General features: G+C 70.1%; 10 protein-coding genes. All 10 read right to left on the bottom strand.

Annotated features, from left to right (window positions below; genetic code table 11):
- Positions 1–41: 41 nt before the first annotated feature.
- The 10 genes from fabD to IG65_RS0112745 are packed head-to-tail and all read right to left on the bottom strand — an operon-like array spanning position 42 to position 25304.
- Entirely contained in the window at positions 42–1373 is a 1332-nt protein-coding gene (fabD, locus tag IG65_RS0112795; RefSeq protein WP_051755859.1) for an ACP S-malonyltransferase, read from the bottom strand.
- Between the two features lies 1 nt (position 1374).
- Entirely contained in the window at positions 1375–2280 is a 906-nt protein-coding gene (locus IG65_RS0112790) for a 3-oxoacyl-[acyl-carrier-protein] synthase III C-terminal domain-containing protein (protein ID WP_030515120.1), read from the bottom strand.
- Positions 2277–8567, bottom strand: a complete 6291-nt coding sequence (locus IG65_RS35815; RefSeq protein WP_197039826.1) for a type I polyketide synthase — start codon at positions 8565–8567, stop codon at positions 2277–2279. Before IG65_RS35815 ends, IG65_RS0112790 begins: the two co-directional genes overlap by 4 nt.
- Entirely contained in the window at positions 8564–11947 is a 3384-nt protein-coding gene (locus tag IG65_RS0112775; RefSeq protein WP_081879447.1) for a type I polyketide synthase, read from the bottom strand. The genes IG65_RS35815 and IG65_RS0112775 overlap by 4 nt, the downstream gene beginning before the upstream one ends.
- A gap of 5 nt (positions 11948–11952) precedes the next feature.
- On the bottom strand, positions 11953–19608 hold the full coding sequence (locus IG65_RS35810; RefSeq protein ID WP_051755853.1) for an amino acid adenylation domain-containing protein: 7656 nt from the start codon (positions 19606–19608) through the stop codon (positions 11953–11955).
- Positions 19609–19624: 16 nt separating this feature from the next.
- Positions 19625–21421, bottom strand: a complete 1797-nt coding sequence (locus tag IG65_RS0112765; protein ID WP_030515117.1) for a carbamoyltransferase C-terminal domain-containing protein — start codon at positions 21419–21421, stop codon at positions 19625–19627.
- 9 nt (positions 21422–21430) lie between these two features.
- Positions 21431–22255, bottom strand: a complete 825-nt coding sequence (locus tag IG65_RS0112760; RefSeq protein WP_081879446.1) for a class I SAM-dependent methyltransferase — start codon at positions 22253–22255, stop codon at positions 21431–21433.
- Between the two features lie 15 nt (positions 22256–22270).
- The gene (locus tag IG65_RS0112755; RefSeq protein WP_030515115.1) at positions 22271–23416 is read right to left on the bottom strand and encodes an acyltransferase; all 1146 of its coding nucleotides are present in this window, start codon (positions 23414–23416) and stop codon (positions 22271–22273) included.
- 2 nt (positions 23417–23418) lie between these two features.
- Positions 23419–25050 carry an AMP-binding protein gene (locus IG65_RS0112750; protein ID WP_051755851.1) on the bottom strand — a complete coding sequence of 544 codons (1632 nt, stop codon included), beginning with the start codon at positions 25048–25050 and terminating at the stop codon, positions 23419–23421.
- Positions 25047–25304, bottom strand: coding sequence for an acyl carrier protein (locus IG65_RS0112745; protein WP_030515113.1), 258 nt, complete (start codon positions 25302–25304; stop codon positions 25047–25049). The genes IG65_RS0112750 and IG65_RS0112745 overlap by 4 nt, the downstream gene beginning before the upstream one ends.
- Positions 25305–25321 lie beyond the last annotated feature (17 nt).

Raw genomic sequence — 25321 nt, 5'->3', positions numbered from 1 at the left:
AACGTATGAGGCCTTCGGTCAATACGACCGTATGAGACCGGTCAGGGCGTCGCGAAACTCCATTCGTCGCCGTCGGGCCAGACGACGCGGGAGCCGTCGCGCCGGCGCAGGGTTCCGGCCGGGTCGACGATCCATTCCGCGGGGTCGAAGGTCTCACCGCCATCGGCCGGATGTTCGACGGCGAGGTGGTCCCGTCGCAGATAGGCTCCGTCCTCGCGTGGCGTCCACGCGTCCGGATCGAAAGTGCGCAGCGCGTTGTCCGCGGCGATCACCGCCATCGGGCCGTAGCGCCGCAGACGGGAGCCGTCGGAACGGACGGTCCAGGCCGCATCGGTGATCGGCTCGGATTCGTCGGTACCGGCCCAGACGATCTCGGATGTGCTGGGCGCGTACAGATCGCCGCGCTCGCCGGGGCGCCAATATCCCAGTTCGCGCCGCGTCCACGGCCGGTCGGCGAGCAGATCGAGCACCGCGTCCAGATCCTCCGGCGCGCCGAAATGCGTTGCTGCGATGGACTTTTCCGACCGTAGCACCATGGAGGTGAGGCGGGCGCCGGGCCCGGCTTCGATCACGTACCGGACGCCGCGGGCCGTCAGTCCGGCCATCACGGCGTCCCAGCGCACGGGTGCGCAGATCTGCGCGGACAGCGAGCCGGCCGGATCCGCTCCGGCTCGCCAATCCCCGGATGTGCCGTCCACCACCGGAATTCGTGGCGTCGTGAATTCGGCGCGGGCCAGCTCGGATCGGAAGGCGGCCGCCGCAGGTGCCATCAGTGCGCAGTGAAACGGGGCGCTGACCTCGAGAGCGCGGGTGATCGCGCCGCGTTCGTCGGCGAGTTGGCGTGCCCTGCCGACCGCGCCGGTGTGCCCGGAGATCACCATCTGACTCGCGCCGTTGTAGTTGGCGACCGCGACGACCTCGGATTGCGCTGCGGCAGCGCAGATCCGATCGACCTCGTCGGCGTCCAGACCCATCACGGCCACCATCGCACCCGCCCCAGGCGGCACCGCCTCCTGCATCAGGGCACCCCGGCGGCGCACCAGGCGCACCGCGGTCTCGAAGTCGAGGGCGCCGGCGCAGACGTGGGCGGTGATCTCACCGAGGCTGTGACCGGCCACGACCACCGGATGAATGCCGGTCTCGGACACCAGAACCCGGTACGCCGCCACGCTGGTGGCCAGGATGGCGGGCTGGGCGTACTCGGTCCGGGCCAGCTCCGTCGGGTCGCCGCCGAAGCACAGCTCGCCGAGGCCGAATTCGATCGCCGCGTCGGCACGGTCGAACACCTCGCGCGCGACCGGGTAGGTGTCGGCCAGCGCCTTGCCCATGCCGGGGAATTGCGCACCCTGACCGGGGAATACGAATGCGAGCATGTCAGCCGATCCTCAACAGTGCGACGCCCCAGGTGCCGAACCCGTGGCTGATGGTCATGACGATCTCCCCCGGTGCGACGCCGTCCTCCAGATAGGTCTGCAGGTTGATCAGGTTGTCGGCCGAGTGCACGTGGGCGTAGTCGGCGATGTTGTCGAGATAGCACAGGTCGTGGTCGAGTCCGGCCGAATCGGCCATGAAACGCACGGCCTCCTCGTTGACGTTGTTGGCGATGATGCGCCGCACGTCGGCGCGGTCCAGGCCGGCGCGGTCGAGCATATCGGCGACCGCGCGGGACAGGCCGCGTTTGGTGAGCCCGGCCAGCGCCGGCATCTTCGCCACGCGGATCAGCTGGTTGGTGCCCTGATTCGAGCCGAGCACCTCGATGCGCGACGGTTCGGCGGAGGTGATCAGGCAGGCGGCCGCACCGTCGCTCAGCACCGAGAGCGCGTCGCGCAGGATGCGGGCGTGCGGGTCCGGGCACGCGTCGGAGGTGACGACCAGGACATTGCGGGCCGATCCGGCGGCGACCAGGCTGTGCGCGATCCGCAGGGCGCTGCCGAAATTCGCGCATTCGGCGAGGGTGACACCGATCGGGGTGGCGCGGGTGAGGCCGAAACGCTCACAGAAACGCAGGAATTCACCACCTGCCAGGGCGCCGGTTTCGGGACTCGACGACGCGTAGACCAGCAGGTCGATCTCGGCCGCATCCACCGGGATCCGGTCGAGAGTGCTCGCGACCACCTCGGCGGCCAGTTGCAGCGGGCTCTGTTCGGTGCGGCAGTAGTGGTACAGGCCGAGGCCGTGCATATCGCGCAACATGGCGGGGTCCTCGCGCAGCGGCTCCAGGCCCGCGATCGGCTCGCGAGCGCCGACGGCATAGGAGATCCCGTGCAGATAGACGCTCATCGGGACTCCTCCTCGCGCAGGCGGCCGGACAGGTAGCGGTGCATCGCCCGCACGGTCGGATGCTCCCAGTGCACCGCGCCGGGCAGGTCGATCCCCAGCGCCGCCGACAGCCCGTTCTTGAATTCGAGCAGCGCCAGCGAACTCATGCCCAGTTCCAGAAACGGTGTGGCGGGATCGATCTCGTCGGCATCGATGCGCAGGACCGCGGCCGTTCTGCTCAGCAGCAGCTCCCACAGCGCGGCCTCGCGCTCCTCGGCCGGGAGGCGGCGCAGCTCGTCCGCCAGGGCCGAGGTGGCGCCGGAACCCATGGCGCGCAGAGGTTCGTACATCGGCACGGCGCGCGCGAAGGGATGGGCCCCGAGCCAGGCGTCGGCATCGAGACCGATGATGGCGGCGCGGGGACGACCGTCGTCGAGCAGTGTCTCCAGCAGCGTGTATGCCGTCGCCGGCGCCAGCGAGCGGATTCCGCGGCCGGCCAGATACTCCTCCGTCGCGGCGCTGCGCGCGGCGAGTCCGGTATCGCGGAACGGACCCCATGCCACCGCGGTGGCCGCCAGCCCCTGCGCGCGCCGGTAGTGCGCCAGGCCGTCGAGAAACGCGTTGGCGGCGGCGTAGTTCAATTGACCGCCCGAGGGCAGCAGGGTCGCGGTGGAGGAGTACATCACGAAGTACTCGACGGGATCGCCGGCCACTGCGCGGTGAATGTTCCAGGCGCCCAATGCCTTCGGACGCAGCACGGGATCGAACTGAGCCCAGCTCTGATTGGTCAGGACGGCGTCGCGCAGGACGGCCGCGAGATGGAACACCCCGCGCACCGGACCGATCCGGGACCGCAACCGCCCCACGGCGTCGGCGACCTCGACCGCATCGGCGACGTCGGCGCGTTCCACGATTACGCGTTCTCCGGCGGCGTTGAGTTCGTCGATGATCGCGCGTTCGTCGGCGGTCGGCTCACGGCGAGCGAGCAGTCCGACCTGCGCGCCGCCCCGTTCGACCAGGGTGCGGGCCAGTTCGAGACCCAGCCCGCCGAGGCCGCCGGTGATCAGCACGCAGCCGGGTTCGGCCAGCCCCTGCGCGGCGCCGCGCACGATGTCGGTGATGGCCGCGTCGTCGGTCACCAGCACCAGTTTGCCGGTGTGCGCACCGGTGCTCATCAGCCGGAACACCTCGGCCGCCGCGGCGATCGGATAGGTCTGCACCGGAAGCGGTTCCAGTTCGCCGGAGACGACGCGGTCGAGCGTGTCATGCAGCAGTTCGGCGAAGACCGCCGGGCGCTCGCGGTGCAGGCCGGCCATATCGACGGCGGTGTAGGTAACGCGGCGTTTGAAATGCTCCAGGGCGAGTCGCCCCGAGCCGTAGATATCGCGTTTGCCGAGCTCGAGGAAGATCCCGTCGGCGGCGACCGTGCGCAGACTCGCCTCGGCGGCCGCGCCGGTGAGGGAGTTGAGAACGACATCGACCCCCGCGCCGGCGGTGACGTCGAGAACCTGCTGCTCGAATTCCGTGGTGCGCGAGTCGAAGACGTGCTCGATGCCCAGCTCCCGCAGGAAGCGGCGCTTGTCCTCGGTGCCCGCGGTCGCGATGATCTCCAGCCCGTGCCGCTGTGCCACCGCGATGGCCGCCGCACCCGTGCCACCCGTAGCCGAATGGATCAGGATGCGCATGCCGGGGCGCACCCGGGCCAGATGTTCGAGTGCGTAGCAGGCAGTGGTGTAGGCGGTGGGCAGCGCCGCGGCGTCGGTGAGCGCGAACGTCTCCGGCAGCCGATAGACCAGCGCCGCGTCGGCGACGGCATGGGTGGCCAGGCAGTTCAGCGCCACCGCCACCACCCGGTCGCCGACGCGCACCGTGTCGACCTCGGCGCCCACGGCGACGACGGTGCCCGCGCATTCCGATCCCAGCGGCACGTCGTCGAGATCCGCGAAAAAGCCCATGGCCCACATGACGTCGGCGAAGTTGAGGCCGGCGGCGGCCACGGCGACGACGACCTCACGGGGGCCCGGTCGCGGCCGGCCGCGACCGCGCAGCGTCAGCGTCTGCAGGCGGCCGGGCTCGTCGATATCCACCCCGAAGCCGCGGGTGCCCGCGGCGACGACGGGTGGATCCGGGTTCAGCCGGACCCGGTCGAGGCGCGCGACCCAGCGGAGTCCGGAGCGCAGCGCGATATGCCGCTCGCTGCCGTCGGCGAGTTCCGCGATCAGGTCGGCCGCGTCGTCGCCGTCCACGCCCGCGTCGGCGGCCAGGTCGACGAGCGTGGTCCGCAGTTCGGGGTGTTCGGCGGCCAGGGCGGTGCCGAAACCCCACAGGGCCGCCTGCCACGGGTCCACGCACTCCTGCGCCACCGCCTGACCGCCGCGCGTGACCACCCACAGCCGGGGCGCGGAGGTCATCCGCACGGCCGCCCGCGCGAGGCCGAGCAGTGCGGCGAGATCGGCGAATGCCGTTGCACCGTCCTCGGTTCCGGCGAGGTACAGGATGTGATCCGCGGGTTCGTCGAAGGTCGGGGCGTGCGGTTCGGTGTCGTCGGCACTCGGCGCGACCGCGACCGTGGCGGCGTCGGCGCCCGCCGCGACGAGTTCCCGGATCAGCGTTTCGGATCCCAGCGGTGCGTCGTCGTCCGGGTCGCCGCCGACGACCACCCAGCGCCCCGAGAGCCGCCCGGTCGCGCGCGGACGCTGCTGCCAATCGACCGCGAGGACGGCGGCATCGGCGGTATCCGCCGCGTCGACGCGGGTCGCGGTCAGCTCGCGCACCGTGGCGACGAGCGAGCCGTCGTCGGCGTAGATGTCGAGGTCGGCGGTCTGCAGGCGACCGTCGCGGGCGTAGCGGCGCACATGGGCGTGGACCTGCGGCGGAATGTGGTCGGCGACGTGCAGGGCGCCGATCGCGGACGGCAGGAACAGTTCGTCCCCGGCCAGTGCGCCGACCACCTGGAAACATCCGTCGAGCACCGCGGCGGCCGCCACCCCGTGCTCCGGGTCGCGCGCACCGGCCGCCGCGCTCACCCGCCCGAGCGCCTCACCATCGCCGACCGACAGTTCCGTCACCGTGCGGAAGGCCGCCCCGTAACGGGTGCCGTTGCGGGTGTAGGCCGCGTAGAGATCCTGCGGGTCCACCGCGGTGAGGCAGTGCCGCCGCGCCGCGGCCAGTCCCGGGACCTCGGGGATGTTCTCGCCGGAAACGATCCGTCCGCGAGCGTGCTCGGTCCACACCGTGGCCGCGTCACCCGGCTCGGCGGCGCGGGCGCTGATGCGAAACTCGTTGTCGCGCAGCACCACCTGCACTCGACGGCCGGATTCGGGCAGGGTGAGTACCCGTTCGAACCGGATATCGGCGAAATGGCAGCCGGGCCCGAAACCGTGCTGCAGGCGGGCCGCGGCGGCGAGGTTGACCAGCCAGGCGCCCGCGGCGACCGGCGTATCCCCGACCGCGTGGTCGAGCAACCAGGGCGAGCGGGCGGGATCGACCACGCGCTGGAGCAGGCGTTCGCCGCTGACGGACGATTCGACCACCGCCTGACCATCGTGCTGTTCGGCGGCCACATCCCAGTCGGAGCGAGCCCAGAACCGCTTGTGCTGCCACGGATACGCCGGTAGTTCGACGATCCGGCCGCGCACCCCGGCGGCCGCCCAGTCCACGGGAACTCCGTGCACGTACAACCGGGCGATCAGTTCCAGGATGTCGCGGCGCGCGTAGCCGTTGCGTTTCAGGGATCCGGCCACCGCACCCCGGTCGTTCGAGGCATCGATGCGGGCGCGGATGCCGTCCACCAGAACGGGATTGGGCCCGATCTCGACGAAGGTCGCCGGACCCTCCGCAAGCACCCGCTCGACGGTCTCGTCGAGGCGGACCGTGCTGCGCAGATTACGACCCCAGTAGTCGGCGGTCAGCGCATCGGTGGGGACGTAGTCGGACTCCACGGTGGACAGGAAGGCGGCCCGGCCACCCGGGATCGCGGTGATGCCGGCGATCCGCTCGACGAAGGCGTCCAGGTGCGGATCCAGCTGGCGGCTGTGCGCGGCCGACTCGATCTTCACCCGCCGAGGATCGTAACCGGCTGCGGCCAGCGCCTTTTCGAGCCGGTCCAGATCGGCGACCGTCCCGGAGACGACGACCTGCGCGGGTCCGTTCACCGCGGCGAGGTCGAATTCGCCTTCGATCTGCTCCAGCCATCCGGTGAGCTCACCGGCGCTCATCGGCACCGACAACATGCCGCCGGTACCTTCGATCGCGCGCAGCACACGATTGCGGTGGACGATGACCGCGGCGGCGTCGGCGAGGCTCAGTGCCCCCGCGACCCGGGCGGCCGCGATCTCACCGACGCTATGGCCGATCACGGCATCGGGCCGGAACCCGGTCGCCGCCAGCAATTCCGCCAATCCGATCTGCACGGCGAAGGACATGGGCTGAGCGAGATCGATACGGCCGCCGTCGGATTCGCCGGTGGCCAGCAGTTCGGCGATGTCGGTGCCCAGATGAGGTTCGAACGCCGCCGCACACCGCCGCACCGCCTCGGCGAATACCGGATAGTCGGCCATGAGCTGGGCACCCATTCCGGTCCAGTGCCCGCCGAATCCGGCGAAGACGAAGACCAGGGCGCCCGGTTCGCCGCGGCGGCCGCGAATCACGCCCGCGCGATCACGATCCTCGGCGATGGCGGTGAGTCCGCGTTGCAGTGCGGCGGCGGTTTCCCCGATCACCACGGCACGATGGTCGAGCGCGGCGCGACGCGACGCGGTGAAGCACAGGTCACGCGCGGGCGCGCCGGCCGCCAGCCGGTCACGCCAGCGAAGCGCGGTATCCCGCAAAGCTTGTTCGGTGGCCGCCGACAGCGGCAGGACCAGCAGTTCCCGAGCCGGTTCGGCGGCAACCCCGGCATCTTCGGCCGCCGGTTCGATCCCCGGGGTCGCGGTGATGATCGTATGCGCGTTGGTCCCGCTGAATCCGAATGCGCTGACCCCCGCGTACACCGGCTCGGCGCCGGAGATCTCCCGCGCCTCGGCCGGGATCACGATCGGCGTGGCGTCCCAGTCGATCAGCGGATTCGGCGCGTCGAAATGCAGTGTGGGCGGGACGATCCGGTCGCGGACGACCGTGATGGCCTTGAGCAGTCCGGCGATTCCGGCGGCCGGTTCCAGATGGCCCAGGTTGCCCTTGGCCGATCCGACGAGCAGTGGACGGTCCCGATCGGCGCCGAAAACCGCGGACAGCGCCCGCAATTCGATGGGGTCGCCCAGCGGTGTGCCGGTGCCGTGCGCCTCGATGTAGTCGATGCGGCCGGCCTCCAGCTTGGCCTCGCGCAGCGCATCCCGCAGCACCTGTTCCTGGGCGCGGCCGTTGGGCGCGGTGAGTCCGTTGCTGCGGCCGTCCTGATCGAGGGCAGTGGCCACGATCGAGGCCAGCACTCGATCCCCGGCGGCGTGGGCGGCGGACTCGCGCTTCAGCACGACGACGCCGCACCCCTCGCCGCGCACCAGTCCGTCGGCGGCGGCGGAGAAGGGCGCGCAGCGATTGCTCGGCGAGGGCGCCCGGAGTTTCGACATCGAGATCATCGACTGCGGGGACACGATCAGATTGACCCCGGCCACCAATGCCAGCTCGCACTCCCCCGACCGCAGGCTCTGCACCGCCAGATGCAGCGCGACCAGTGCGGACGAGCATGCGGTGTCGACGACCAGGGCGGGCCCCTGCAGTCCGAGGTGATAGGCGATCCGCCCGGCCGCCACCGACGGCGCCAGACCGGTGGCGGAATAGATGTCGATCGCCGCCGGATCCGTCGCCGCGGCGCCGTAATCGTTGGGGCACATGCCGACGAAGACGCCGGTTCGGCTCTCGCGCAGGGACTCCGGTGGAATCGCGGCATGCTCGAGCGCCTCCCACGCGACCTCGAGCAGCAGCCGCTGCTGCGGGTCCATGGCCTCGGCCTCGCGCGGCGAGATGCCGAAGAAGGCGGCATCGAAATCGCCGATATCGGTGAGGGCGCCCATCTTCGCGATGAAGGATCTGCCGGGTGCGTCGGCGTCCGGATCGTAGTAGTGCTCGACATCCCAGCGGTCCGGTGGAATATCGACCACGCCGTCGCCGCCCGCGCGCAGGAATTCTGCGAACTCCTCCAGCGAACCCACCCCGCCGGGCAGGCGACAGCCCGCACCGATCACGGCGACCGGCTCACTGCGCTGTGCCAAGGCCCCGCGGGCCGTGCGCAGGGCGGCGATGGCGCCGCGTAAGGCCTCGCTGCTGTCGCCGCCCTCGGGCAGCACACTCGGATTCGTCGCGGTCGGGGTCAACGCAGCACCTCTTCCAGGGCAGCCACTTCCGCGCGAGCCAGCGCGATGAGATCGGATTCGCTCAAGCCGTCGAGCGGGGTGCGGGTCGTGCTGACGGGGATGTCGAACGACACGGGGTGCGGGTCGGACGCGTCGTGGTGCTCCGGCTGCGGCTCGATCGTGGTCGGTTCCGCCGCGGTCGCCGGTGCCGACATCGCCGGTTCGGCGGCCGGCCCGGGCGGAATCGTCGGTGCGGCGGCCAACCGCTCGGTGAGCTCGGCGATTTGCGCTGTGGCCGTGGGGAATTCGAAGGCGAATGCCGCTTCGATGGGCAGCGCGAGCGCGCGGCCCAGTACGGTCCGCAATTCGATCGCCATGAGCGAGTCGAAGCCGAGTTCCTGCAGCGGTGTCTGCAGATCGACGGGATCGGAATCCGGCATCTGGAAGACCTGCCGGATACTCCCGACCACCACCGAGCTCACGCGTCGGCGCAGCAGGTACAGCTCCGCCTCGGACGGCGCGGACCGCGCCGATTCGACGGCTCCCGCGGGCACGTCCGACCCGGTCGCATCGGTGCGCACAGGCGGTCCGGAAACTGCGGACCCCTGGACAGTTCCCTGACCAGCGCCCGATGCTGTCGTGGCCGGTGGAGCGGCATCGAGGCTGTCCACACCGAGGGCTTCGACCTGCGGAGGCCGAGCCGACGCAGCGGGTGTGCTCGGCTCGCCGCTCGCATGCGTGGCGCCGGACGCTTCCGCCCAGTAGCGGCGGCGCTGAAAGGGATAGGTGGGGAGGGTGATCCGGGAATAGTGGGTGCCGTGCAGGTCGCGCAGGTCGTCGACGGCTCCGGCCACGAACAGCCCGGCCGTGCACCGGATCAGTTCGCCGCGAGTGGTACCGGTGGTGAACCAGCGGCTCTCCGGGGCGGTGCGGCGGCTTCCCAGCTCGCTCAGCGTCGCCCCCGCGACCTCGGCGAATACCGTGCAGTCGAGTTCTCCCAGCGTGGCGAAGGCCCGGTCCAGGTGCCCGGGCCACAGCGGGCGGCTCGACCAGTACGCGGGATCGGACGCTTCGTGGCCGAGGCGTATCCCGGTGTGCGCGGAGACGACGGTGAGTTCGGGCTCGCCCGGCTGTCCCAGATCGGGGACAGCCGTTCCCAGGTGGTCGCGCAGTTCGGCGTGCGTCGTCGCGGCGATACCGGCGGCGCGCAGGCGGTGCAGGAAGGGCTCGCGGCCGCCGGGGCCCGCCTCCAGCAGATAACGGTCGCCGGCGTGACCGCACAGGCGCGCACCGGTTTCGCGCAGTACCGCGTCGAGCAGCGCACGGTCGTCGGTGCGTGCCACCACGCGCTCGCCGAGCAGCGCCGCTGTCGAGACCGAAGCACGCAGTGCCACAGCCGGTTCCAGAATTCCGGCGATCGCGGCGGTCACGTACTCGCCCACGCCGACGCCCAGCACGGCAGCCGGGCGCAGACCGAATGCCAGCAACTGGCGAGTGGTGGCGTACCGGTGCACGAAGGCCAGCGCATCCGCCAGGCCGGGGACGCGCTGCGCCTGATGCGGTGCCAGCCCGGCGAACAGGGCGGTCCGGAAACCCTCCCGCGAGGCGGTCGCCTCCAGGCATTCGTCGACGGCGGCGCGAAAGACGTCGGAGCCGGTGTAGCTTTCGCGATCGAGCGGTTCCACACCGGGTCCGCGGTGCCCGATCAACAGTGCGGTACGCACGGCACGACCCCGCGGCACGTGGCCGGTCACGATCGTCGGCTGCCGCTGCCCGGCGGTATGCGCGTCCAGGGCGGCCGCCATCGCGGTCGTACTCCCGGCCACCACGGCGAGTCGATGTTCGAACGCGCTCCGCCCGAGATTCGCTGTCGCGCACACCGATTCGAGCCTCGTCGGTTCCACGGTACGCAGCGCGAGCGCGAACCGCCGCGCCTGCGCCCGCAACGCCTCGTCGCTGCGGGCGGACAGCGTCAGCAGGCCCGAGGGCACGGCGCTGCCGGATTCGGCTGCCACCGGCGGTTGTTCGACCAGCACATGCGCATTGGTCCCGCTGAAGCCGAACGAACTGACACCCGCGATCCGCGATCCGGCCGGCCACGGTGTGGGCTCGGTGACCACCCGCGCCGAACCGGACGCCCAATCGATGCGTGGATTCGGTTCCCGCACGTGCAGCGTCGGCGGCAGCACACCGCGCTCGACGGCCAGGGCCGCCTTGATCAGACCGGCGATCCCCGCCGCCGTCTCGGCGTGCCCGAAATTCGATTTGATCGACCCGACCCACAGCGGCGCACGCGCGCCGCCGAAGACGGAGTTCAGCGCACCGATTTCGATCGGGTCGCCCAGCGCGGTGCCCGTGCCGTGTGCCTCGATGTAGTTCACTTGCGCCGGTTCGAGATTCGCCGCCCGCAGCGCTGCCCGCACCACTGCCTCCTGGGCGCGGGCACTCGGCACGGTGAGTCCGCCGGTCCGGCCGTCGTGATTGACCGCGGAGCCGCGGATCACCGCGTAGATCCGGTCGCCGTCGCGCTGTGCCTGCGAGAGCCGCTTGAGCACCACCAGACCGGCGCCCTCGGCGCGACCGTATCCGTCGGCGGAGGCATCGAAGGTCTTGCAGCGGCCGTCCGGCGACAACGCCCGGATGCGACAGCAGAACATCGTCGAGAACGGCGAGAGAATCAGATTCACACCACCGGCCAGCGCCGTCGAGCAGTCGCCGTTGCGCAGACTCTGCACCGCCTGATGGACCGCCACCAGCGACGACGAGCACGCGGTGTCCACCAGTGACACCGGTCCGTGCAGATCCAGCGTGTACGCCACCCGGCCCACCGCGATACTCGGTGTATTCCCCAGCCCCGCATAGGCGTTCATGGCCTCGGGGATATTCGCGACGGCGATGCGGTCGTAGTCGCGCCAGCTGAATCCGACGAACAGGCCGGTATCGGATCCGCGCAGCCGCTGGGGCGCGATACCCGCGTTCTCCACCGCCTCCCACGCGATTTCCAGCAGGAGCCGTTGCTGCGGGTCCATCGCGTGCGCTTCGCGCGGCGAGATGCCGAAGAAGTCGGCGTCGAACATGTCCACCGCGTCGAGAAATCCGCCGCGGGTGGTGTAGATGGTGCCGGGCTTGTCCGGGTCCGGATCGTAGAACCGCTGCACATCCCACCGATCGCCGGGCTGTTCGCCGGTGGCGTCGACACCCCCGGCCACGACGTCCCACAGGGTGTCCGGCCCGGTGATGCCGCCGGGGAACCGGCAGCCGATGCCGACGATCGCGATCGGTTCCGCCGGACGAGGTTCGGCCAGCCGCTCCCGCGCCGCGCGCAGGGCCGCGGCGATGCGCTGCTCGCGGTCGGGTGTCACACCGGTGGTGGAGACGGATTCGGAACTTGCTGCGGACATATCCCTCACCACTGTGCGTCGCTGTGTAATGCCGCCTCCAGCAGAGCCAGCTCGGCGGCGATCGGATCCTCCGACTGGGGCGGCGCCGGCGGGGCCGACGGGGCCGATTCCGAAGCCGCCGGTTGCGATTCGGCCGGAGGCGGACCTGCCGGACTCGCGACAGCGGCGGTCGGCGCGAGCGAATCCGCAGCCGGCGAATCCGGCGCGGCCGGGGCCGAGGTCGAGGCATCCGAATACGGCCCGGCCGGAGCCGAACCCTCGGGCGGTACGTCGGTGAGGTGCGGCGCTCCGCCCTGTGTCGTCGTGTGGTGCGGCCGAGCATGAACGGCGGCAGTGGCCGGGTCCGGCGCGTCGGCCTCCCCGGAACCGATTGCGGCCATGAGATATTCGGCCGCCTTCTCGACGGTCGGATAGTCGAATCCGAAGGTCGCGGGCAGCGCGAGTCCGAAACCGTCCTGTAGGCGTGAGCGCAGTTCGACGACCGCGAGGGAGTCCATCCCGAGCTGGGTGAATCCCTCCTCCGGGTCGATCAGATGCCCGGCGTCGAGGCCCAGCACCGCCTTCACCTCGGTGGCCGTGAGCTCGCGCACGAGGGCCGCCCGGTCGGTCCGGGCGGCCGCCAGAGCCCGTTCACGCAGCGAGGCGGCCGGTCCGGCAGCGGCGGGGGTGGCGGCGATACTTCCGTACCACGGGTCACCACCCGCGGCCGCGGCCAGCTTCGGCCAGTCCAGATCCGCGGCGATGACGGTCGGACCGGCAGCGACCAGGTTGCCGGCCAGCAGACGCAGCCCCTGCTCCGGCGAGAGCGGGCGGTAGCCGCGTAGCCGGGCCCGCTCGCGCTCTTCGGCGTCGAGCCGGGCCGCCATCCCGATCTCGCCCCACGGGCCCCACGCGATGCTGGTCGCGCGGATCCCCCGGGCCCGCAACAGCGACGCGTACCCGTCCAGATACGCGTTGGCCGCCGCGTAATTGGCCTGTCCGCCCGCACCGACGGTCGCGGTCAGCGACGAGAAGCACACCACGAATTCCGTATCCGCACCGAGGATTTCGCGCAGCCGGTGGATACCGCCGACCTTGGGCGCCAGGACCTTCTCGAATCGGCCGGCGTCCAGCCCGGCGATCGTCGCATCGTCGAGCGCACCCGCCGCATGCACGACGCCGCCGACCGGGTGAGGCGCTGCCGCCACCACGTCGGCGAGCGATTCGGCGCCGATGTCGGCGGTGTGCACGGTGACCGAGCAGCCGCCGCCGCGGATCTCGTCCAGCAGCCGCGCGGTCTCCGGATCGGGTGCGGTGCGGCCGACGAGTACGAGGTGCCCCGCGCCCTGCTCGGCGAGCATGTGCGCCACGCGCGGGCCGATCCCCCGCAGCCCGCCCGTGACGAGATAGCTGCGATCGCGCCGTATCCGCACATCCGTCCCCGGCTGCGCCCGGCGGAGCCGCGCGACGTAGCGATTCCCGCCGCGATGGGCGATCCGCATCTCCGGCGACCAGCGGTGGATCTCGGCCGCCAGCCGCATCAGCGACGAATCGTCGTCACCATTCAGATCGACTGTGCTGCAACGCAGTTCCGGATACTCGCGCCGGACGACCGTGGCGATACCCCACAGCATGGTCGCAGCCGGATCGGTGACGTCGGCGTCGCCGGTCACCGGTTGGGCGCCGCGCGTGGGCCACCACACGCGGACGCGTTCGGATGCCAGCGCCGGTAGTGGTCGCACCGCCGCGGCACACCGCCGGGCGGCCTCGCCGACGAACCGCGCGCTCTCGCCGTCGGCTGTCGTCAGGCCGCGCAGGTCGACGTAGCCGCGACGGTCCGCTGCGGCGAATTCGACCGGCCACGCGCGAATTTCGGCGTCGGTGGCCGCGCTGCGCGTGATGCCCGATCCCGGCGGGGCATCCGCACCGATCAGTACCGTCTCGGCCGGAATCGCCCGCGCGCGCAGCACCCGCGCGAAACGGCTCAACCGGTCGGGTTCATCGTCGACGACCAGCAGCGAGACCGGCTCGGTGCCCGTATCGGCTGCCTCGGTGCGCTGCCAGTGTTGCTCGTGGGTGATATCGACCGTCTTGTGCGCGAGCGCCCGCTCCACCTGCGCCCGGCTGATGCGCCGCGATTCGAATCCGTCCACGGCGACCACCAATTCGCCGGTGGCGCTGTACATCCGGATATGCGCGGTGAACGCCTCGTCACCCGCCCCGTGCCCGCCCGCCAATCGGGCATGGATCCACAGCGGGCCCTCGGTGCGGCGACCGGAGAAGTAGTAGCGGTCGATACTGAACGGAACGTAGATGTTCTCCTGCGCCCGCAGCAGATCGTTGTCGTATTTCCAGCAGCTGTTGAGCACCTGGAACGCGGCCTCGACCAACCCGGCGTGCAGCGGTTCCGGCCCGATTTCCACCCCCTCGGGCCGGGTGGTCAGGCACAGTGCCTCGTTGTCGCCGCGCCGGATGCTCTCGATCCAGTGGAAGGAGTTTCCGGTGTCGAGCCCCGGCACCCACACGTCACGATAGAACTCGAGTCCGGACAGCTCCTGCGGGCAGCGGGCGAGAATATCGCCGCGCTCGGTATCGCCGAATGTCGAATCCGATTCGGCGGGAGCGCTTTCCAGCGCGGTGCGGAACAGCGCCGGCCAGGCCGCGCCCGCACCGGATTCCTCCTCGGCGACGAGGGTCACGTCCCAGCCCGGACCGCTCGGCCGCAGCACCAGTTGTGCGCGGCGGCTGCCGCCGTCCGACACGGCGAACGGATGCAGGAACAACGTGTCCCGCAGCACGTAGGGCCCGTCGATGTGGTGCGCGGCCGCGGCCAGCACCATCGCGATATGCGAGGCGCCGGGCACCACCGCGGTACCGAACAACCGGTGATCGGTCACATACGACGGTGAGTCACAGGCGAAACCGCGTTCGTAGCGAATCTCCTCCGACAGCGGCAGATCCACCGGACGGCCGGGCAGCCCGGTCTCCTCGGCGGCGCTCTCGGCGCGGCGGCTAGCACGTTTCGGTTCGACCCAGAAGGTGCTGCGTTGGAATGCGTAGGTGGGCAACGGGATTCGACGCCCCTGGGCGAACGGTCCCCACGGCGTGGGACAGATGTCCACACCGCTCGCATAGAGTTTCGCCGCCGCGACCAGCAGACCGCGCGAGAAATCGTGCGGCCCGTCGGCCGCCAGTACCGTGTGGACGCCGTACCGATCGGCGGCCAGCCGCAGCCGGGCTCGTTCGTCGCTGCGACGGCCCAGCACCAGCATCCGATCACAGCCCACGGCCGCCACGCACGAATCGAGCGGTGCGTCGGCATTCGGTGCGTGCGATGCCAACCGCAGGTCCCGGCGATCGCCGCCCGCCCACGCCGGCGTCCCCGCCGCGGCGGCCCGCATGGCGGTCGCCAGATCGAGGACGCCGGAGATCGTCGCGGCCACGTATTCGCCCGTGCCGTAACCGATCACCGCATCCCAGTGCAGGCCGCACGCTCGCCACATCTGCACCAGGACGTACTGACGGGCCAGCTCCGCCTGCACTCCGGCGGGTTCGGCGCCGCCGAGTGCCGCCGACACCTCCGCGCGCGCCTTCCGCACCACCGCATCGTCGGCGTACCGGTCGAGGAATTCGTCGACACCGGCTTCGGGAGCGTCACCCAGGACCAGGCACAGGCGGTGGTCCGCATGCTGCTCCGCCTCGGTGAACAATGCCGCCGCGGGTTCACCGCGCAGGTAGGCCGCCAGCGCCGCCCGCAACTCCGGCAGGGTGGAGATCACCGCGGCCAGCCGCTGCCCATGATGCTCCCGGCCGAAACCTGTTGTGTAGCAGACGTCTTCGACGGCAACATCGGCATCCAGCCGATCGAGGTAACGCTGCGCGAGGTCACGCAGTGCCGCATCGGAACGCGCCGACAACCGGAACAGTCCGGTCCAGCCCGCGGGTGCGGCGCTCGCGATGCGCGGCGGCGCGGCCTCCAGCACCGCATGCGCGTTGGTGCCGCCGATGCCGAAGGCCGACACCGTGGCGATCCGCGGCCGATCCGACGGCCATGCGCGCGAGCGCGGCGACACCCGGAAAGGCGTCTCGGACCAGGGAATCCGGCTACTGGGCTGGTGCAGATCCGCGAGTCCCGGCAGGACCGCGTGATCCAACGCCAGAACGGCTTTGACGAATCCCGCCACACCGGCGGCGGTATCGAGGTGGCCGATATTCGCCTTCACCGATCCGACCTCGCACCGATCCGCGCGCGGACCGCCGAATGCCTCGGTGAGGGCGGCGATCTCCATCGGATCCCCCATCGGGGTGGCGGTACCGTGCGCCTCGACGTATCCGATCTCGGCCGGCGCCACCCCGGCCACGCGATGCGCCCGGCGGATGACCTCGACCTGGCCGTCGACACTCGGCGCGGTGAACCCGACCTTCGCGGAGCCGTCGTTGTTGATCGCTGTGCCGCGCACCACGGCGAAGATCCGGTCACCGTCGCGCACCGCGGCGACGAGCCGTTTGAGCACGACCACGCACGCCCCGTTGCCGAAGACGGTGCCGCCGGCCTGCTCGTCGAAGGCGCGACAGTGCCCGTCCGGCGAGGCGACCATCCCCTCCTGATGCAGGTAGCCGACCCGATCCGGCACTCGCACCGCGACCCCGCCGGCCAGGGCGATCTCGCATTCGCCCCGTCCGATGGATTGGCAGGCCAGATGGACCGCGACCAGCGAGGTCGAACACGCGCTCTGCACGGTGACGGCCGGTCCGTGCAGGTCGAGGCGGTAGGCGATCGAGGTGGGCAGGAAGTCGGGTTCGTTGCCGACCTTGATCTGATAGTGCTGGGTGGAGGGCAGCTGCGTGAAGTCGTCGGCGAAATAGCGGTGGAAGTAGCTGCTGGGCAGCCCGCCCACGAACACCCCGGTGCGCGGACGGTGCGGCGCACCACCGTAGCCCGCGTGTTCGAGCGCCTCGACCGCGCATTCCAGCAGCAGCCGATGCTGCGGATCGGTGACCTGTGCCTCGCGGGCGGTGAAACCGAAGTACTCGGCGTCGAATCCGGCGATATCGTCCAGGACGGCCGCGGTGCGCACGTAATTCGGCGCGGCGATGCGCTCCTCCGATTCGCCCGCGGCCCGCAACTGCTCGTCGTCGAGTTCGGTCATCGTCGTGCGCGCATCCGCGATGACATCCCAGAATTCGTCGAGATCGGCAGCGCCCGGAACCCGCACGGCCATGCCGATCACCGCGAACGGACCGCTGTGGTCGCCGGCATCGTCGACCGACTCTCGGGCGGCGACCGAGCCGGCGAGAGCCGCGGCCAGTGCGGCCACGGTCGGATAGCGGAACAGGTCCGTGCGCGCGATCGAGATCCCGAGCGCCTCTTCCAGTGCCAGGTGCACCCGGGCGACGAGCAGTGAATTGCCGCCCAGATCGAAGAAATTCGCGGTGGCGGGCACCGAATCGCACTCGAGCACGTGCGCCCAGACCGCCGCTATCGCGTCGGAGAGATCGCTCGGTGACGCGGCGGTCGTGCCGGGCACCGCGACGACGGGCGCGGGCAAACTCCTGCGATCGATCTTCCCGGCCGAGTTGCGGGGAAAATCCTCGAGCACAACGATTTTCGCCGGCACCATATACGCTGGCAGCAGAGTACGGACATGTGCGCGCACCGCGTCGGTGTCGACACCCGCGTCGGCGGCGGCGCTCACGTAGCCGACCAGTTCGCTCCGCTGCGGATCATCGCCGAAGACCGTGACCACGGCCTCGCGCACTCCCTCGGCGGAGCGTAACGCGGCCTCCACCTCACCGGCTTCGATCCGCAGACCACGCAATTTGAGCTGATGGTCGGCCCGGCCGAGATACTCCAGGCGTCCGTCGGGCAGCCGCCGCACACGATCACCGGTGGCGTACAGCCGTTCTCCGGTCCGCCGGTCGGCCACGAAGCGGCCGATCTCGTCGGCGGGGTCGACATAGCCACGCGCCAGACAGACCCCGGCCAGATGCAGCTGCCCCGGAACGCCTACCGGCACAAGCTGTCCCGCGGTGTCCAGGACGACGGCACGCACATTCTCGATCGGCCGGCCGAGGGTGACCGCCGCGCCCGGAAGCACCTGTTCGCAGGTGACGTCGACGGCCGCTTCGGTCGGTCCGTAGTAGTTGTAGAGCGCGGTATCCGGCAGCAGCCGGTGGAATTCGGCGGCCACGTCGGCGGGTAGCGCCTCACCGCTGGTGGTCACGTACCGCAGCGAGGTGCACGCCTCGGCGCCGGGTTCGGCCAGCCACGTGCGCAGCATCGAGGGCACGAAGTGCGCGACGGTGATCTCCTGCGCGCGAATGACGTCCAGGAGATAGCGCGAATCCCGATGCCCCTCGGCATCACACAGGACCGACTGCGCCCCGCGCACCAGCGGGTAGAACAGATCCCACACCGACACGTCGAACGTCAGCGGCGTCTTCTGTAGCACCCGGTCCGACTCGTCGATGCGAATCGCGTCGTGCAGCAGGCGATTACAGATCGCCGCATGTTCGATCAGCACACCCTTGGGCCGGCCGGTCGAACCGGAGGTGTAGATGACGTAGGCGAGATCCGTCGGCGCGCCGACACGGGCGAGTGCGGGCTCGGTCCGGTCCAGTTCGTCCCCTACGGCGTCCAGATCGATCGCCGTGACGCCCTCGGCGGATAAGCGTTCGGCGATCTCGGCGTCGTCACACAGCACCACCGACGCCCCGGAATCCGCCAGGATCGTCGCCAGCCGCGCATCCGGATCCGCGGGATCCAGCGGCAGATACGCCGCACCGGCCTTCATGACACCGAGCGCCAGCACCGGCACCCGCGGCGAACGCCGCACGCACAGCGCGACGATCTGCCGGGGCCGCACCCCCGCGGCGCTCAGATATCCGGCGACCCGCGCGGCGCGGTCGTCGAGTTCGCCGTAACTCAGCGTGCCCGCGTCGGACACGACGGCGGGACTGTCGGGCCGGCTCGCCGCTCGTTCGGCGATCAGTGCGTGCAGCGTCGTCGCCGGGCGGGCCACCTGCGGCCCGGTCGACCACTCGTCGAGGGCCGCCCGGTCCCCCTCCGGCAGCATCGGCAAAGCCGCGAGCGCGGTATCCGGCTGCGCGATGAACGCGTCGATCAGCATCGCCCACTGCGCCAGCAGCCGCCGCACCGTCTGCGGTTCGAACAGCTCCGCATCGTATTCGCAGCGCAGTTCACCCGCGCCGCGATCCTCGACGAAGACCAGATCGCAGCCGACGACGGCCTCGAGCGCGTCCTCCGCCGCGTCCGGGTCGTGCTCGCCGGTGATTTCGCAGTAGGCGATCTGGAACAGCGGATGGCGGTCGAATACCGGTGTGGGACAGAGCGTCCCGATCAATTCGTCGATGTCGAAGCCGGCGCGTGCGGCCGCCGCTCGCGAGCGGGCCGCATCGACCTCTGCGGCCAGCGCCTGCGCCGTGCGATCCGGCTCGACGGCCACCCGCAACGGAATCGGTGAATCATCCTCCGGCGCAATCACTCCGAGCGTGACCTCGGCGTGCTCGGAGTACCGGTGGATCAGGGCGATCAACGCCGCCACTGCCGGACCCGACGAGCGGGGACGATGCTCTTCCCGGGCACGCAGGTATCGCTGCACCGGTGCGCGGCGGAAATCGGTGGCGATGGCGATGACGCCGGGAAGAAAGTCGGCTTGCACAGTAACTCGATCCCACTTATCCGGCGCGAACCGGCTCTACCAGGTAATTGCCGATGGCCAGCACGTCCAGTCCGGCGGTGACGAAGGTGTCCAGGCCCTCGGCCGGCGTGCACACGATCGGCTGGCCCTTCACGTTGAACGAGGTGTTCAGCAGGATCGGCGTGCCGGTCTCCTGCCGGAAGGCGTCGATCACCGTCCAGAACCGCTCGTTGCGCTCGCGCGACACCGTCTGCACCCGAGCCGATCCGTCGACATGGGTGACCGCCGGCAGCCCCTCGCGGAATTCCGGCCGCACCGAGGTGATGAACAGCATCCAGGCATAGGTGTCGACCTCGGCGTCCTTGATGTCGAAATACGTTGTCGCGTACTCGTCGAGGACGGCGGGAGCGAAGGGGCGGAAGCCCTCCCGCTTCTTCACCTTCGCGTTGATGATGTCGCGCATGCGCGGATGGCGCGGGTCTCCGAGAATGCTGCGATTGCCCAGGGCACGCGGACCGTATTCCAGACGTCCCTGAAACAGCGCCCCGATCTGCCCGGCGGCCAACCGGCGCCCCAGTTCGGCGGCCATCGCCGCGAAATCGTCGAATCGGGTTGCGGTGCAATCGGTCCGGCCGGCGAGTGCCGCCGCGATCTCGTCGTCGGAGTATTCCGGGCCGTTCAGCGGTGTCGCGATACCCGCGATCGGGGCGGCCCCCTCGCGCTGGTGGTGCACATACAGCGCCGCACCCAGCGCGGTGCCGTCGTCACCGGCCGCGGATTGGATGAACATGCGCTTGAACTGGCGGCTGCGCAGAATCACACCGTTGGCCGTGCAGTTGAGCGCGACCCCGCCGGCCATGCACAGATTCTTCGCACCGGTCTGTTTGCGGAAGTACCGCAGCGTGTGCAGCAGGGTCGCCTCGAGCGCCGCCTGCAGGGCGGCGGCGATATCGCGGTGGTGGTCGGTCAACTCGTCGTCGGGGCCGCGAGCGGGGCCGAAAATCTCCTCGATCGCTTTCAGTGTGCCGCGGTAGGTTTCCCGGTCCAGATCGGTTTCGTTGCGGTACAGGATGGGAATCGTGAAAGTACCGTCGGGCCGCAGATGAATGAGGTCCATCATCGCCGCGAAGTGTTTGCGGTGGTCACCGTAGGGCGCCAGCCCCATGATCTTGTACTCGTCGAGGCCGAACGCGAAGCCCAGATAGTAGGTGAAGACGCCGTAGAGAATTCCGAGGGAATTCAGTTCCGAGACCGTCGCGATCGGTTCGATGCCCGCATCCGTTCCGAGCGCGACGGTCGCGCTGTGCTGCTCCCCCATGCCGTCGGCGACGAGGATCAGCGCCGAATCGAATCCGCTGGGATAGAACGTGCTGGCCGCGTGGGCAAGGTGATGCGGTACCTGCACCAGCCGGTCGTCCCAGTCGCCGCCGAAGGTCTCGGTGAGTTTGTCCAGCAGCACCTGCCGGGCGAAGACCTCGCGGAACCGCGCGCGTCCGAGTTCGCTGTGTTCGAATTCGGCTCGCAGCGGCTCGTAGGAGAAACCGTGGGCGAGCACGTCGAGCGAATCGACCGAGATTCCGGCTCGTTCACAGCCGAATCGGATGGCGTGTTCGGGAAAGGCGCCGGTCGCCTTCTCGCCGGTGAACCGCTCCTCGGCCACCGCGCTGATCAACTCGCCGTCGTGCAGCAGTGCCGCCGCGGAATCGAAGCCCTGGGTGATGCGATAGTCCCGCCACTCCAGCCCCGGGAAGCGGGCCTGCTTGAACGGCACACTGTTGTGCAGACCGCTGATCCCCATGATCGACTTCGGTTGCGCGGCTGGTGTTCTCACCATGGCGGAGGCTCACAATCTTCGTGCCCGCGGACGTTTGCGGGCGAAATACTGGCTGGTCGCATACAGTTCGACGGCGATGTCGGTATCCGGGACGACGCGCTGCAGGAAGGCGCGATGGGCATCGATGGCCGCCGGATCGGCGCCGGCGTGTTCGAGGTAGGCCGGCACGCACTGTTCGAAACCCAAGGCGTGCAACATCTTCGCCTCGGGCATCGCCGAGACCGGCTGGAAGCGGTCGCGGCGCGCGATGATGAAGCCGGCCTCGGTGAGCAGCTGTGGGGTGCGCTCGTAGATGTCGTGGGCGGCGCCGCGCGCCCGGCCGAGGGCGAACCACCACTCCCGCCACAGATCCGCGGCGGGATCGTCGGCGGGAACGAATCGCAGCGCACCGACGTCGGACATCTCCAGCAGCAGCGCGCCGTCGTCGGCGAGCATGCGCTCCATCGCGGTGAGCGCGGCAGCGGCGTCGGCCACGTGCATCAGCAGGAAGCGGCTGTACACCCAATCGACCGAACCGGGTTCGAGCGGTGCGTCCTCGATGCGCGCGTGCACGTAGCGCACCTGCGGCAGATCGCCCACCAGGCGGCGCGCGATCTCGAGCTGTTCGGCGGAGGCGTCGACGGCGTAGACGACGCCGTCGGGTCCGACTCGCTCGGCCAGCCAGGCCGTCATCGCGCCGTGCCCGCAGCCGATATCGGCCACCGTCGCGCCGGCACAGAGCCCGACCGATTCGAGGAAGGCACGCGAACTCGGGTTGTAATGCTGATCGAGCAGGGCCAGGCGCGCCGCGTCGCGATCGCCGACGGCCATGCTGTAGGTCATCGCTGCAGCCATATCGGATTCGTCTCTCTACGAACGCGCGGCCGGTTCGTGCTCGAGCGTGGAGGCCCACTGCAGGCTGTGCGCCCGCTCGGGATCGGGCAGCAGATAGCACCCGTCCTGACGCGGCCGGCGGCCCGGCGTCACCAGACCGACCGGCGGCCCCGCGCCGAAATCCAGCCAGGAGGCGGGGATCCGGGACAGATTGCTGACCAAAAAGCCCGACTGCGGCGGATATCCCCAGACCCGGTCGAGTCCCGCGATGCCGTGCACCTGCAGAAACGCCTCGAGTTCGGCGATCGCGTCGTCGATGCGTCCGGGCGCGGTGGCGACCGCGTCACGCACCCAGCCGGCGATCTCCGGCACCGAGGCGTTGCGGACGCGCTCGGTCTCGACATCGATCAGCACCTGCACGAAGGCGTTGCCGAAATAGGTCGGGCCGAGTTCGCGGACGAAGCGGCGGATGTCGACCGGGCAGGCCAGGGTCACCAGGTCGGTGTCCTTGGTCGCGGCGTAGTCGCGAAACAGGCCCGCCGCCACCAGATCCGCGGTCGACAACCCCGAAACCTCGGCTTGCGCCTCGCATTCGGCGAGATCCAGCCGGCCGGTGTGGACGTCGAGCTCGGGCAATTCCAGATCCGGCTCGACCGTTACGAATCCCGCCCGGCGCAACGCGTCCGGATCGACGCTGTCGCGGTCGCGTGCCTGCGGGCGCGTGAGCACCTCGCGGTCGCAGCGCGGCGACAGGAAGCGAGCACCGCGGGCCCGGGCCGCCCAGGCCGCCAGGAAGAAGAACATCCCGTAGCCGTCGGCCAGGCCGTGCGACATCGACAGCCCGACGGCCGTGCGGTCGCCGCGGGTCACCACCCGCCCGCGGGCGAGCACATGCCCCACTCCGATCTCGACCGGATCGAGGCATTCGCTCAGCGGCACGGTGGATTCGGCGACCGTGGCCCGGATCGCGGGGCGTGGGTCGTCGACATCCATCGCCAAGGTGCGCTCGTCGAGTTGCACGAGCGCCGCGTCGGCGCCTACGAATTCACGGGCCGTCTCGACGTAGGCCTCGACGATCCGATCGGCGTCGAGCACCTCGCCGAACTCCACCACGAACTGCAGCGGACCGGCCATATTCGCCGTCCACATGTGGTCGACGGTCGACAGCGGTACCGGCGCCATCGTCAACTCCTCTCCAGGGCGTCGAATTCGCCCTGCAGCAACTGGTTCCACATCACCCGCCGCCGCGGCTTACCGCTGGTGGTTCGCGCGATGAGTCCCCGGTCGCCGATGAACAACCGCAGCGACGTATCCGTTCCCAGCTGCCCGGCCAGGACCTGCCGCAGCCGCACGGCCTCGACCGGCTTGTCCTCGACCAGCACGGCGACGCGTGCGGCGCCGAAGGCGTTGCCGGCCAGCGCGACCACTCGGTTGGCGGGCACGCCGAAGGCCTCCACCACGGCCGCCTCGATGTCCTCGGCGTAGATCGTGCGGCCCCGCACCTTCACCGCGTCGCCGACCCGGCCGATCGGATACAGCTGCCCACCCACCAGCAGCCCCGCATCACCGGTCGCCAGAGCACCGTCCTCGGCACGCGACAGGTCGCGCGTGCCCTCCGCCGTCTGGTATTCCCGAGCGACGCTCGGGCCACCGACGATCAATTCGCCCGGCGCTCCGGCGTATTCGTCGGTCGCCGCGGTCCGCACCGTCACTCCGTCCAGCGGTGCGCCACACCCGACCAGCCACCGCCGGCCGTCCTCGAGCGGCGCCGACATCAGCTCGAACGGGCCGTCCACGGCGCCGGTTTCGGGTGTCACCGCGGCGGCCTGCACCGGCTCCGACGGCCGGAGGCCGGAGACGGCGAGCGTGCCCTCGGCGAGCCCGTAGGCGGGACACGGTGTGCGCGAATCGAATCCGTAGGGCGCCAATCGCTCGGCGAATCCGCGCAGAATCGCCGGGTCGATCCGTTCGGCGCCCACGATCATCACTCGCCAGGGATCGAAATCCATTCCGGCCAAGCCCTCATCGGTCATCTTTCGCAGCAGATACGCCAGCGCGAAGTTCGGCGTCGCGGTGATCGTCGCACCGTCGCGGCCGAAACAGGACAGCCACGACAACGGATCCCGAATGAAATCGATCGGCGTCATGGCCTGAATGTCCAGATTCAGAATGGTCGGCGTGATGATGCAGCCGATCAGGCCCATATCATGATACGGCGGCAGCCAGGTGGCGATCCGGTCCGTCGGGCGAAACTCCAGCCACCGGTCGATCGCGGCGCAATTGGCCTCCAGATTCGCCACCGATACCCGGACGGCTTTGGGCGAACCGCTACTGCCGGAGGTGAATTGGAGCAAACCGATGCGGTCCGGCGCACACCCCGGCAGTTCGGTCACGGCGGGAGTCGCATTCGACGTGCCGACAATCGTGACCCCGCCCACGGATTCGAGCACCGGATGAACCACTCCGGCGAGTTCCTCCGCCACGATGATCGCCGAGGGAGCGGCCGCGGCCAGCAATGCGGACAGTTGCTGCCGATACGCCGACTCGTTCTGCAGTGGTAGCGGCGGCGCCAGCGGGTTGGGAGTGGCTCCCGCGGCCAGCACGCCGAAGAAATTCGTCATGAATCGTTCCGGGGCCGATTCCACGATGGAAACCACCGCACCCGGACGTACCCCGGCCTCGATACAGGCCGCGGCCACCCGCCGCACCTGTTCACTCAACCGGGGATAGGCGACGCGGCGCCAGTCGCCGTTGTCGGCGATGGTCCAGCCTCGTTCCTCGCCGTCGTAGGCCAGCCAGTCGAGCAATCCGGTCATGGCTGTTTCGCCCGCAGCGCGTCACACACCATCTGCTCGATATCGCCGACGGTCACCACATTCGTCGCACCGGAATCGCCGCCGGCGTCGATGCCGAAACGCACCTGCAGGCCGAGCGCGAGTTCGATCAGGGCCAGCGAGTCGTAGCCCAGCTGTTCGGCCAGCACATCATCGGAAGCCAATTCCGCCGAAGGCTGGGGGGCGTGCCGACGGACCAGTTCCCGCACCTGGTCGCGCACTTCATTTTCGTCCACGAAATGCTCCCGAATTG

The organism is Nocardia sp. NRRL WC-3656 (assembly GCF_000720265.1).
Lineage (GTDB): Bacteria > Actinomycetota > Actinomycetes > Mycobacteriales > Mycobacteriaceae > Nocardia > Nocardia nova.
Note: the sequence above shows the minus strand (reverse complement) of the source record. Positions and strands in the feature narration are given on the sequence as shown.

Bases quoted from the DNA above. Each gene is read 5' to 3' on its own strand.
- fabD (WP_051755859.1), bottom strand. From the start codon at position 1,373: ATGCTCGCATTCGTATTCCCCGGTCAGGGTGCGCAATTCCCCGGCATG.
- IG65_RS0112790 (WP_030515120.1), bottom strand. From the start codon at position 2,280: ATGAGCGTCTATCTGCACGGGATCTCCTATGCCGTCGGCGCTCGCGAG.
- IG65_RS0112775 (WP_081879447.1), bottom strand. From the start codon at position 11,947: ATGTCCGCAGCAAGTTCCGAATCCGTCTCCACCACCGGTGTGACACCC.
- IG65_RS0112765 (WP_030515117.1), bottom strand. From the start codon at position 21,421: ATGGTGAGAACACCAGCCGCGCAACCGAAGTCGATCATGGGGATCAGC.
- IG65_RS0112760 (WP_081879446.1), bottom strand. From the start codon at position 22,255: ATGGCTGCAGCGATGACCTACAGCATGGCCGTCGGCGATCGCGACGCG.
- IG65_RS0112755 (WP_030515115.1), bottom strand. From the start codon at position 23,416: ATGGCGCCGGTACCGCTGTCGACCGTCGACCACATGTGGACGGCGAAT.
- IG65_RS0112750 (WP_051755851.1), bottom strand. From the start codon at position 25,050: ATGACCGGATTGCTCGACTGGCTGGCCTACGACGGCGAGGAACGAGGC.